13 protein-coding genes and 1 pseudogene are annotated in these 12,564 nt (G+C 34.9%); all 14 read left to right on the top strand.

The genetic code is table 11. The features are described from left to right. A partial coding sequence (locus VE944_RS30080; RefSeq protein WP_324986195.1) for a GDP-mannose 4,6-dehydratase occupies positions 1 to 185 on the top strand: 185 nt, incomplete at its 5' end. A gap of 84 nt (positions 186 to 269) precedes the next feature. Further along, the gene (locus tag VE944_RS30085) at positions 270 to 1,475 is read left to right on the top strand and encodes an MATE family efflux transporter (RefSeq protein ID WP_324986198.1); all 1,206 of its coding nucleotides are present in this window, start codon (positions 270 to 272) and stop codon (positions 1,473 to 1,475) included. 205 nt (positions 1,476 to 1,680) lie between these two features. Next, the gene (locus tag VE944_RS30090; RefSeq protein WP_324986201.1) at positions 1,681 to 2,229 is read left to right on the top strand and encodes an acyltransferase; all 549 of its coding nucleotides are present in this window, start codon (positions 1,681 to 1,683) and stop codon (positions 2,227 to 2,229) included. A gap of 288 nt (positions 2,230 to 2,517) precedes the next feature. After that, positions 2,518 to 2,856: a hypothetical protein gene (locus VE944_RS30095; protein WP_324986203.1), complete on the top strand. Its 339-nt coding sequence runs from the start codon at positions 2,518 to 2,520 to the stop codon at positions 2,854 to 2,856. A 44-nt stretch (positions 2,857 to 2,900) separates the two neighbouring features. Then, the gene (locus tag VE944_RS30100; RefSeq protein ID WP_324986205.1) at positions 2,901 to 3,770 is read left to right on the top strand and encodes a class I SAM-dependent methyltransferase; all 870 of its coding nucleotides are present in this window, start codon (positions 2,901 to 2,903) and stop codon (positions 3,768 to 3,770) included. Positions 3,771 to 3,786: 16 nt separating this feature from the next. Beyond that, positions 3,787 to 4,884 (top strand): glycosyltransferase family 1 protein, encoded by a 1,098-nt coding sequence (locus VE944_RS30105; protein ID WP_324986208.1) that lies wholly within the window; start codon positions 3,787 to 3,789, stop codon positions 4,882 to 4,884. Between the two features lie 163 nt (positions 4,885 to 5,047). Further along, complete coding sequence (locus tag VE944_RS30110) at positions 5,048 to 6,250, top strand: glycosyltransferase family 4 protein (protein WP_324986211.1); 1,203 nt, start codon at positions 5,048 to 5,050, stop codon at positions 6,248 to 6,250. Positions 6,251 to 6,297: 47 nt separating this feature from the next. Further along, positions 6,298 to 6,894, top strand: a complete 597-nt coding sequence (locus tag VE944_RS30115) for an acyltransferase (protein WP_324986214.1) — start codon at positions 6,298 to 6,300, stop codon at positions 6,892 to 6,894. Positions 6,895 to 7,164: 270 nt separating this feature from the next. Further along, the gene (locus VE944_RS30120) at positions 7,165 to 8,508 is read left to right on the top strand and encodes a hypothetical protein (RefSeq protein WP_324986217.1); all 1,344 of its coding nucleotides are present in this window, start codon (positions 7,165 to 7,167) and stop codon (positions 8,506 to 8,508) included. Between the two features lie 29 nt (positions 8,509 to 8,537). Beyond that, complete coding sequence (locus tag VE944_RS30125; protein ID WP_324986220.1) at positions 8,538 to 9,791, top strand: glycosyltransferase family 4 protein; 1,254 nt, start codon at positions 8,538 to 8,540, stop codon at positions 9,789 to 9,791. Positions 9,792 to 9,810: 19 nt separating this feature from the next. Further along, positions 9,811 to 9,993, top strand: a complete 183-nt coding sequence (locus tag VE944_RS30130; RefSeq protein ID WP_324986222.1) for a hypothetical protein — start codon at positions 9,811 to 9,813, stop codon at positions 9,991 to 9,993. 101 nt (positions 9,994 to 10,094) lie between these two features. Beyond that, entirely contained in the window at positions 10,095 to 10,796 is a 702-nt protein-coding gene (locus tag VE944_RS30135) for a class I SAM-dependent methyltransferase (protein WP_324986225.1), read from the top strand. A gap of 42 nt (positions 10,797 to 10,838) precedes the next feature. Then, positions 10,839 to 11,126, top strand: a pseudogene (locus VE944_RS30140) (asparagine synthase (glutamine-hydrolyzing)); the annotation flags it as partial. 330 nt (positions 11,127 to 11,456) lie between these two features. Next, positions 11,457 to 12,564 (top strand): glycosyltransferase family 4 protein (locus tag VE944_RS30145; RefSeq protein ID WP_414690180.1); only part of this gene is annotated, 1,108 nt, incomplete at its 3' end.

The raw sequence follows: 12,564 nt of genomic DNA on the forward strand, positions 1-12,564 counted from the left end.
CAGCATTTGCATCTGTAGATTTAGATTGGCGTGACCATGTTGTGATAGATAATAGCCTGCTGCGGCCTACAGATTTGGCAGTGGGTAGAGGGAATCCAGCTAAGGCGAAGGACAAGCTGGGTTGGCAGGCGAAATTTAAGATGCAGGATGTGGTGCAGATGATGGTGACAGAGCGCTTAGGTTAGAGCGATCTTACTTGGTAAGGTTTGTAATGGATGTTGATATCTAAAATTAAATACTGGTTTAAAATTCTTCTAAAGTTTGTTTCCGTGCAATTAGTAGTACAAGCGTTAGGATTTGCAAGTGGTATTTTGATTGTTCGTACTTTAAATAAAACTGAATATTCTTATTTCCTTATAGCTAATGCTATCCAATCTACAATAGATTTAATGTCTGATTTTGGTATTACTATTGCACTGAACTCGATTGGTGGACAGGTTTGGAAAGACACTGATAAATTTAGCCAATTAATCAGCACAGCTTTTTTTATTAGACGTTATTTAATTATTATTTCGACCATTGTGATTTCACCCCTTTTATTTTTCCTGTTGTCCAACAATGGTGCTTCATTAAATACAAGTATTTTTCTTATATTAACAATTTTATTAGAATTGCAATTTTATTCAACTAATAAAATATTAGGTGTTGTTCCTAGGCTTTACTCGGAAATTAACCAAATACAAAGATTAGATTTAATCACATCTTTTACTCGACTAATTGGAATACTTGTAGCTTATCTTTTGGGAATGAATGCAGTAACAGCCGCTTGTTGTTCTACTTTAGCTTCTGGAGTGCATAGTTTCTTTCTATCTAGATGGGTTGTAAATATTATCACGCCAAATTCACCTGTTAGTTCCGACTATAAATTAAAAATATGGAGTTTAATCAAAACCCAATTTTTAACGACAACGTTTTATTCCTTTCAAGGACAAATAACCATTTGGCTGATAAGTATATTTGGTAAGAATACTACTATTGCCGAAGTTGGAGCATTATCAAGGCTAGGAGTAATCTTAACAATTATTAATCCAGTAATAAATAGTATTATTGTTCCCAGCTATGCTCGCTGCCACTCTATTAAATTACTGCAAAAGCGATATTGGCAGTTAGTACTTATTTTTCTCATTGTTTCGGGATGTTTACTATTATTATTTACCAACTTATCACAACAATTTATTTGGATTTTGGGAAGTCAGTATGCTCATTTAAACAATGAAATTGTCTTAATAATGACCAGCAGCTTAATAACTTCTTTGACTACTATGATTTGGTCTTTAAATTATGCTAAGGCGTGGGTTAATGAATCTTGGCTTATAATTCCTAGTACAATAATGACACAAATGTTACTATTGTTAGTTTTAGATATTTCTACAGTCAGGGGAATAATTTTGTTTAGCTTATTTTCTGCTATACCTCCTTTAGTAGTAAATTTATACATGAGTAACAAGGGGATAAAAATGTTGTCTAAAGCCTAATTCTTAAGCTTTATTTTTTTATAAAATTTCCTTCTCTGGAAACTTAAAAAATATGTTTTTACTTACAACATAGATGGTAAAAGATCAAATACAATCACTCCTGTTTACTATCTGAAATGTATACTAACTGGTTTTATTAAAGTTATATTACTGAGCTTTCTAAAATTATGTAAATTATTTACCACAACATCAATTTGCAAATTCTATGTTAATTCATAAATTAAAAACCATAAGATATGAATTTTTATTATTTATTACTAACAAGCTAGTTGCTCATGTGCCAAGTAAACAAATGCGGCTATTTTTTTATAGAAAGTTTTTTAGACTTAAGATTGGACAGGGTAGTTTTATCTTTATGGGTGTCTGGTTTAATGGCATTGGAAATATTGAAATTGGTGAAAACAGTATAATTAACCAAAATTGCAAGTTTGCCAATAATGGAAGTATTAAAATCGGAAGCAATACTTCGATATCATCTGAAGTTTTTATTCTCACTGCCGATCACGATTTACATTCTTCTAGTTTTATTGGACGTATCAAGCCCGTAATAGTCGAGGACTACGTTTTTATTGGAACTAGGGCAATAATTATGCCTGGAGTTACTCTAAACAAAGGTTGTGCTGTTGCCGCAGGTGCTATTGTTCTTAAAGATGTTCCTGCTTATACAATTGTTGCTGGTGTACCTGCAAAGCCAATTGGTAAACGACCTACCGAATTAAATTATAATTGCCACTATCCAAGATTTTTACATTAGTATTTAGAGTAATAAATTGATGATTAGAAATTATGAATCTTTTTTATTTATTAAGATTTAAAGTAATAGCTTATATAAAATCTCAGCTACGAATGATGTGGTGGAAAGCACAAGGGATTTCTATAGGCTTACATACCAATTTACCTAAGTTAAATATAACTTGGCCGCATAAAGTCAAAATTGGTAGCTATTGTACGCTGGAAGAAGATATCTTTTTTAAGTTTGACGGCCCGTGGCAGCCTGGACATTCTATTGTGATTGCAGATCGAGTATTTATAGGAAGCAAATGTGAATTTAATATTAGTAAAAATATATATAGCTATACTTCTATATTATGTAGGCTACGGCTATGCTCAACGAGGCTGTCCAGTTTGGTTAGTCGATGGGTTAGAGCGTTGGAAAAATTTATTTCCAAAGCGATCACTCGTTACCATGTTCCACGAAATTTCTGCTTCAGTCCCACCTTGGACAAGTGCTTTTTGGCTATCATCCTTACAGAGAAGTTTAGCAGCACGTTTGGCACAAATGAGCGATCGCTGTATAACTAGTAAACAACTCTATGCTGACAGTTTTTTATTAGGTTGTTTAAATCAGCATAATTATCTTTTGGTCCTTAAATTTAATTGAAGCTAATGCCAATTGATATCTCGCTGAGGTGATAAACGGTTTAAGTGTTTTTGTTAATTCTTTACTCATCACTATCTAAAAAAAAATACCAAATTGCAACAAAGGGAATGATTAAAAAACTAACATATAGTCAAAATTGGCAGGAAACCTGGAAATATAGTTATCCATATGACTTACTCGAAGTTTATGGAGATAATAATCTCACAGGATATGCTCACGCATACGCCAATAGACGTAAACATACATTAGAGTTGATTCAAAAAATTGCTAAACCGGGGGCAAAAGTTTTGGATGTAGCTGCTGCACAAGGAAATTTTACTTTGTACTTGGCAGAACTAGGATATGAAGTGACCTGGAATGATTTGCGAGAAGAACTTATTGATTATGTGAAGTTAAAATGGGAATATGGCATAGTGAACTATGCACCAGGAAATATTTTTGATTTAGACTTTGATTCTCAGTTTGATATAGTCTTAATTGCTGAGGTCATCGAGCATGTAGCTCATCCTGATGATTTTTTAAGGAAAATTGCTCAGATGCTAAAGCCAGGAGGGCATATAGTAATAAGTACACCTAACGGTGAATATTTCAAGAATCAGTTGCCCAGGTTTTCAGATTGTACAGATCCAAGTCTATATGAAGAAGTACAATTCAAACCAAACTCAGACGGACATATTTTCTTAATCCACCTAGATGAACTTGAACAACTAACTCATAAAGCAGGATTAGTTGTTCAGGATATTCGATTGATAACCAATTCACTAACTAACGGTCATATAAAACTCCACTATTTATTAAAGATACTGCCAGAAGCTTGGGTTACAACCTGTGAAAAACTGACTAGTTCTATGCCCTTAGCGATCAAGCGCAAATTGCACACAACTACAGTTGCTTTATTAACTCATGCTAGTTAGTGATAAATTATGAATTATGAGTTATCTTGCTTCTCTAATCTCAATCGTTCCAAGACTCCCTCCCGCAATTGATGGTGTAGGAGACTATGCACTAAATTTAGCTCGTCAGCTTCGCCAAGATTTCAATATTCAAACTCATTTTGTTGTAGGTAATCCCACATGGAATGGCGCAGGAGAAATTGAAGGATTTATTGTTAGCCAAGTTAGCGATCGCTCTCCTGATGCACTGCTAGCTTTATTAGCAAATAATTGCTCCTCCCCTATACTTATACATTACGTAGGCTATGGCTATGCTCAACGAGGCTGTCCAGTTTGGTTAGTCGATGGGTTACAGCGTTGGAAAAGTTTATTTCCTAACCGATCGCTCGTTACCATGTTCCATGAAATCGCTGCTTCTGGCCCTATATGGACAAGTTCTTTCTGGCTATCATCCTTACAAAAAAATTTAGCAGCACGTTTGGTACAAATGAGCGATCGCTGTATAACTAGTAAACAAAGTTATGGCGAACTTTTGTATCAACTGAATCGCACTCAACAAACTGAAATTACTTGCCTTCCTGTATTTTCCAATATTGGAGAACCAGAATACTTGCCAACTCTACCAGAGCGTTCTCAGCGACTCGTGGTTTTTGGTAGCCGTAACTCTAGGCTACAAGTCTATAATCAATGCCTCAAAGCCTTAGAAGAAACCTGCCAAAGTTTAAACATTAAAGAAATATTGGATATTGGTGTACCAACCGGCTTAGAACTTTCAAAAATTGGAGAAATTCCTATTATAGAAAAAGGGGTGAATAAAGCAGAAGAAATTAGTAAAGTTTTGCAGGATTCTATCGCTGGTTTTTTAAACTTTCCTCCACCTGCATACTTAGCAAAATCAACTATTTTTGCTGCTTACTGCGCCCATAGACTAATTCCTTGTATGGTTATTTCTAGCAAACTACCGATAGACGGTCTTGAAAAGGGTAAACATTACTGGTCTGCTGATGACCATAGTAATGAATTACGCTTAAAACAGGGACAGAATATTGCAGATAATGCTTACACATGGTATCAAACCCATAGCCTTCCAGTGCAAGCAAAAATTTTCATGGATAACTTGATATTGCCACAGTAATAAAAACAAAAAATTACCTAATGGGATTGAAGTTAATGAACAATATTATTAATTTCTAAATTAGTTTGGTTATAGGTTAGAAACTATTTATGGCGAAGATATCCAAAATTCTAATGAAATAATTGTTTACTTCAATGGCTGACCAAGCAATCTTGGAAAATATATGAGTGAAAATGTTCATAAATATCGAGTTTTAATAGTTGCTTCTCATCCTGTGCAGTATGCTGCTCCACTGTTCAGGCTCATGGCAAAACATCCTCAACTGGATATTCAAGTAGCTTATTGTAGTCTACAAGGTGTTAAAGCAGGTTTTGATGCAGGGTTTGGTGTAGAAGTTGCCTGGGATATACCACTACTAGATGGTTATCCTTGGGTGAAAGTTGAAAATAATTCTCCCAAACCGAAACTTGGGAGTTTTTTTGGACTAATAAACTTAGGGCTATGGAACCTGATTAGCAAAGATAATTTTGATGCTGTTATTGTTTATACTGGTTATAACTATTTTAGCTTCTGGATTGCTGCTGTAGCTGTAAAACTGAAAGTAAGTAAGTTTTTGCTTAGTACGGATGCTAGTGTACTTGAACCTCGTGATAAAAAAAGGTGGAAGAGATGGTTAAAAAATATGTTGCTGCCACGTATCTTCCAGCTTGCTGATATTGTGATGGTGACTTCAACATTGGGTAAGCAAATGGTTCATAGTTTAGGAATTCCTGAACACAATATTGCTCTAACTCCATATACAGTAGATAACGATAGGTGGATATCAGAAGCTAATCAAGTAGATGTTAAGGCCGTTCGCAAGCAGTGGGATATTTCAGAAAGCGCTAGTGTTTTGCTATTTTGTGCCAAACTCCAACATTGGAAACGTCCTCATGACGTTTTAAGAGCTTTTGCTCAAGCTAATGTCCAGAATAGTTACCTTATATTTGCGGGTGAAGGACCTCTCAGAGCAGAATTAGAAGTAGAGACAGATTCTTTGGGGCTAATAGATAGAGTCAAGTTTCTTGGTTTTGTGAATCAATCTCATTTATCCTCAATCTATCGCTCTGCTGATTTATTTGTATTATCTTCAGATTATGAACCTTTTGGATTAGTTGTTAACGAAGCAATGCTTTGCGGTTGCCCTGTAATCGTTAGTGATCAAGTAGGTTCTCGATACGATCTGGTTAAACATGGTAAAACCGGATATGTTTATCCTTGTGGAGATATAGAAGCCTTAGCAAAAATTCTCCAAGAAGTGCTTCCAGACCATGAGTGTTTGCAGAAAATGGGTACTGCTGCAACTCAGTGGATGGATTCTTGGTCACCACATGTTTATATAGAAGCAATCATAAAAGCTTTGGAAAAGTCTACATCTGGAATTTAGCCTATCTGTTTTCAGACTGTACTTAAACCCCAGTAAAAATCAAAAATATGAGTTTTGTATATCTTTGGCAAAATCGAGAAAAAACACATGCTCTTTCATGCTTTTGGCTCAAGCAATGGGGAAAACGCATTTTGTCTTTTACCCAATTAATTACAGTATTAAAGAGTAAGTTTTTTCTTAAAATAAGAGGTTCTAAAATAGGCGATCTTAGTATTATTTCTAATAAAAGTAGAATAGAAGGCTCGCTACATCAACTAACTATTGGAGATTGTACTTTTATTGGTCAAGCATATCTTGCTATACACGCAGATATTAGGATCGGTTCTTTTGTTGTAATCAACGATGGAGTCAAATTACTCACAGCCAGTCATGATGTGGATGATCCATCTTGGTCTCCTTTTGCTAAACCGATAATTATTGATGATTATGCTTGGATTGCTACAGATGCAATTATTCTACCTGGTGTTCATATTGGGCAAGGCGCTATAGTAGGAGCAGGCGCAGTAGTAACTAAAAATATACCTGAATATAATATTGCCGTTGGTAATCCGGCTAAATTACTTGATAAGCAAAGAGTACAACAGCTTAAGTATAACCCAGTTCAACTAATTGCTTGTTATGAAGCATGGCTAGGAAAAGATTGATTATCTATATGATTGAAATCATTAAATACTCTATAGGATTTATATCTGATGCTTGAAATATACGTAGGGTGGGCAATGCCCACCCTAAACTTAAGCTTCAAGTGTAGGGAATTTTTAAAAAATCAGATTCCTATAGCTTTTGTATATTACTTATTAAAATAATACATATAAGTAAAAATCAAGATTTCCTAATTAGGGATAAATAATAAAATATTCAACGTTAACAATACATGCATTCATCAAATAAAATACTTTCAATCATTTTTAATTATGTTAATAGCTATTGTCGCAATGTTTTTTCTAATCTTTATTTCTGCATTAGATTGGAAGAAATCGGTTGTTTTTGTATTAGTATTTATAATATTAGAAGGAGTAGCAAGAAAATGGATTTTGCCCCAAGCTAGTAACTTGATCTATTTTGTTAAGGATTTAGTTTTAATAGGAGCTTATATCAAATATTTTGTAATAGAGGAAAAAAGAATAAAAAAGCACAATATTAATATTTTAATATACCTATTGGCAATTTGGTCTTTCGTGCAAGTTTTTAATCCCAGCTTAGGCTCTTACATCGTAGGCTTGTTCGGATTGAAAACATATTTATTGTATATTCCTATATTTTGGATTTTGTCAGATTTATTTACTTCAAAAATAGATTTATATAAATTTATCAGAAATTATTCCTTACTAGTTATCCCTGTTTGTTTACTGGCAGTAGCTCAGTTTTTTAGCCCTCCTTCAAGTCCCTTAAATATTTATGCTAATAGTACAGATATAATTGCAACTTTTGGAGTAGGAAAAGAACAAATAGTTAGAGTTACTGGAACCTTTTCCTATATTACTGGTTTTGGGACATACCTATCTGCCAGCTTGTCTTTAGTTGTACCCCTGCTCACATTACGACAGTCCCGTGTATGGTATTGTTTAACTATTATTGAATTGCTACTAGTATTAGGAACTTCTTTTATGACAGGTTCAAGAGCAGTAGTTTTATATGAAGCTTTGTTTTTAATTAGTTATATATTCATATTATCATTAACACACATCAATCAAACACCTCGTATCATCAAAAAGCTTATACTACCAACGATTGCTGCGGCGGTAGTTGTTCCCACTTATTTTAGCAAGAGTATTGGTTTACTTTCTGAGCGTGCTACATCAAATTCAGCAGAAGGTACTGCTCGTATTTGGACACCTTTTGCTGAAGCAATTTCAGGAATAGACTACATAATACAATCTAAACAAATAGACAGCTATGGAACTGGAGCTACTCACCAAGCAACATCATTTCTAAGAAAATTGCTTAGTTTGCCTCAAGGTGAGCCTACGCCACTACTTGAAGTAGAACCTCCAAGAGTAGCCGTAGAAATCGGCGTAATTGGTTTCATCTCATGGTATTTAATTCGGATAAGTTTGATTATTTCTCTTTTGCTAACTTTAATAAAACTCCGTGATCCATTTTTATGCCAGCTAGCTTTATCTGCTTTTTTGTTTCACGCTCTTCAGATAACTATTCCTGTAATTTTTAATCCCTATATGGGCATTTATTATTGGTTTTTTGCAGGATTTATTCTTTTATTGCCAGCATTAGAAAAACGTGAACAAAAAACTTTTTAAGAACTATGAAAAAGGTAGGATCTTTAATCATGTCTGATGTAAACTTATCCATAGTGCATCATGGCAACGCTGGCAATGTACGTCAAGCAGCATTGGCATTTGCGGAGTCCAGTTTGCTATATGAATTAATTACAACTTTAGCGTACAATCCTAATGCCCCAATTTGGGGTTATCTTGATTTATTACCATCTCAACTTAAAATCTTCATTCTAAATGAACTTAGTAAAAGAACTTGGACAGTTAAAGATAAGAAAATTAGTACCTATCCTTGGTATGAAATACTACGTTTGTTTTTATTGAGAACTCAATTAAATAAATTTTATGGTTTAACTACTGAACAAATAGGAAACTGGGGTTTTGTTTTATTAGATCGTCAAGTAGCCCTGCATCATTTACGTAACCTTAGTGCTATATATAGTTATGAAGATATAGCAGCTATTACTTTTGAAAAAGCTAAAAAAAATGGCATTTATTGTCTGTATGACTTACCTATTCCTTTTTATCAAACAACTCGACGAATTATGCAAGAAGAAGCTGAAAGATTTCCTAGTCTTAAGCATGGTATTCAAGCTATTAATGAGCCAGATTGGAAGTTAAAACGTAAGGAACGGGAGGTTGAACTTGCAGATCACATTTTTGTTGCTTCATCAGTAACTCAAAAATCTTTAACTAATGCTGGAATTAACCCTAATAATATTAGTGTTATTCCTTATGGAGCACCTATTGATACTTTCCAACCTCAACCCAAATCTGATAATTGCTTTCGCGTGATGTTTAGCGGAAGATTCTCACCTTTAAAAGGGATTCATTATCTTCTACAAGCGTGGCAAGGGCTAAAATTTAAAAATGCTCAATTAGTCTTTATTGGTCAAAATGGTTTTCCTCAAGGATGGTTAGAACAGCAATACTCAAGCCTCTATCACCATATTCCTTCAGTCTCTCATTTTTTGTTAAATCAGTATTATAGTCAAGCTAGTATTTTAGTTTTACCCTCTTTAATTGATGGTTTTGGATTGGTAGTTGTAGAGGCTATGTCCTGTGGAATCCCTGTTATTGTTACTGTAAATACGGGAGCAAGTGATATTATTACCAATGGTGTAGAAGGATTTATCATACCTATTCGAGATGTAGAAGCACTCAAAGAAAAGTTAGAGTGGTGCTACTATCATCCCCAAGAGTTAGCCGAAATGGGGCGAGCCGCTCGACGCAAAGCTGAACAGTTGAATTGGGATGTGTATCGACAACGTTTGACAAATAAAGTGCGATCGCTCCTGAAAGTATAAAATATATTGTTTAAAACTTATGGTTCAAACCACCTTTCATTTCTGGTTCCCTAATATCTTTGGCTTTAAAGGGGGGATTCAGACTTACTGTGCTTTTTTCTTAGAAGCTATTCAGAATTTCTACCCCGAAAAACGCTATGGGATTTTTATCAAGCACGATAGATTGTCCGCCGCTAACACCTCCAGTTTAGCCCCTACCTAATTTCACTGCACTGGAGTTGTGCCATCTAGCTTCGCAATTTCAGACTACTAAAAACTAATACAAGACTCCCATGTAATTGTTGAAATATACATTGAATTCTTATGAAACAAACCTTTATAACAGCAAATGCTACGAAAGCTCCTCAATCTATCAGAAATTCATATGTACAGTATGGATGCGGCTTGAGTGCCCCAGAAGACTGGTTAAACTTTGATGCTTCTCCAAATCTCTTGATCGAAAGACTTCCAATCATTAGTTTGTTCTATGCGGGTAAAAAGTTTGCAGCGGATTATTCAGTACGGGTAAAATTTCCTAGAACTATCCAATTTGGAAATATTGTTAAAGGCTTGCCTCTAAAAAATGGAAGCGTAAAAGCTATATATGCTAGCCATGTTCTAGAACATTTGAGCCTAGACGATTTTCGAGTAGCTCTTAAAAATACATTTAATATGTTAGAGTCTGGAGGTATATTCCGGTTGATTGTACCCGATTTAAAACTACTGGCAGGTCGTTATATAAAATCCTCTGACACTAAGGCTTCAATTTCATTTATCGAAGAAATAGGTATGGGGTCTATTACAAGACCAAGGGGACTGAAAGGTATAATTCAAACCTTTTTTGGTAATGGGAAGCATCTCTGGATGTGGGACTACAAATCATTGAAGTTAGAACTTGAAAACATTGGCTTTACTGATATCAGGATAGCTTATTTCAACGATTCTGAAGATCCAATGTTTAAAAGTGTTGAAGATCAAGAGCGATTTGTAGATGCAGTAGCTATTCAGTGTAAAAAGCCATGTTAGATATTTGCTCAAATACTTATATAATTTTTATAATTATTCTTTATGTGCGGAATTGGCGGCATTCTTACTGTTAATAAGTATCAGGGTAGTTTAGAAAATATAATTCAGCGAATACAAACTGGACTAAAACATTGTGGTCCAGATGATGCAGGTATTTATATTGCTAAAGAAAGACAAGCTGCTTTCGCCCACACTCGTCTAGCAATTCTCGACCTCAGTTAGGCTGGACATCAACCGATGTCTACTGCTGATGGGCGATATTGGATCACTTTCAATAATGAGATTTATAACTTTCAAGAACTGCGCCAACATCTTATTGTTCAAGGAGATGCCAGAGATTGGCGAGTCGAGTTCAGGAAATTCTCAATTATCTAAATACTTACAGCAGTTCCCGCTATTGTGAGGTACCAGGGCGAACGCACGATATTTCTGAAACCTTTGCTGGATAAGGATATTGACGAAAAAATAGGCTAAATCAAAAAACGTCCAAACCCTTGCTATTAAAGGATTCTTATACTTTAGATGCGTTTGCCCTGTGTAAGGTACGTTCTTAGTTCTGAAAAGTTACAGGAGGTAGCGGAGAAGGCAGAAACTGTACTTCATAACAGCAGGAAGCGCTGTAACTAATCATAAAATTATAGAGGTATAAATATGCAAATAATCAATGTTGAAAAACCAAAATCTGCAATGACAGACTCTCTGCATCTTTGGTTTCCTAACCTGTTTGAGTTTAAAGGTGGCATTCAGGTTTATCTCCAGGATGTTCTACAGGCTATCCAAGAAGCACTTCCCAACTTATCTGTATCTATTTTAGATAAGCTCGACAGAAATAAACCTGTAGATAAATTCAATTCAAATAATTACTCATTTACTTTTAGCGGTAGTTTTCCCGTTTTTTTAAAAACCCTTCACTTTACTTTTAATTTAATTTTAAAAGCTTTAATACATCGGCCAAAATTTATTTTATGTGGGCATATTAATTTTGCTCCAATAGCATTGTTACTTCATCGTGTTACGGGTATTCCTTATGGAATTATTGTTTATGGTATTGATGCTTGGGAAATTAAAAGCATATGGAAAATAAAAGCGTTATATGCTGCTGAAAAAATAATTTCAATTAGTAGTTACACTCGCGATCGCTTAATTAAAGAGCAGAATTTATCTCCAGATAAGATTGAGCTTTTACCAGTCACTTTTGATGCAGAACGGTTTAAGCTCAGTCCCAAACCAAATTATTTACTTGAACGTTATGACTTAAAATCTAATCAGCCTGTAATTCTCACTGTGGCTCGGTTATCAAGTGGTAATAGCTATAAAGGTTATGACCAAATTATTCAAGCTTTACCGGAGATTAAGCGTTATATTCCTGATGTTCATTACATTTTAGCTGGCAAAGGCGACGACCAACCTCGAATTGAGCAGTTGATTGCTCAACTAAACCTTCAAGACAGTGTTACTTTAACCGGTTTTGTTCCTGATAGTGAACTTTGCGATCATTACAATCTCTGCGATGTTTTCGCTATGCCCAGTCGTGGAGAAGGATTTGGCATAGTCTACCTAGAAGCATTAGCTTGTGGCAAACCTGTTTTAGCAGGTAACAGAGATGGGGCAATTGATGCTCTTTGTTATGGTGAACTGGGAGCATTAGTCAATCCTGATGATGTAGAAGAAATTGCTCAGACATTAATTGAAATTCTTCAAGGTGTCTATCCCAATTCTCTAATGTATCAGCCAGAAGCTTTGCGCCAAAAAGTAATTGATACCTTTG

This window comes from Nostoc sp., assembly GCF_035638895.1.
Classification (GTDB): Bacteria; Cyanobacteriota; Cyanobacteriia; order Cyanobacteriales; family Nostocaceae; genus Nostoc.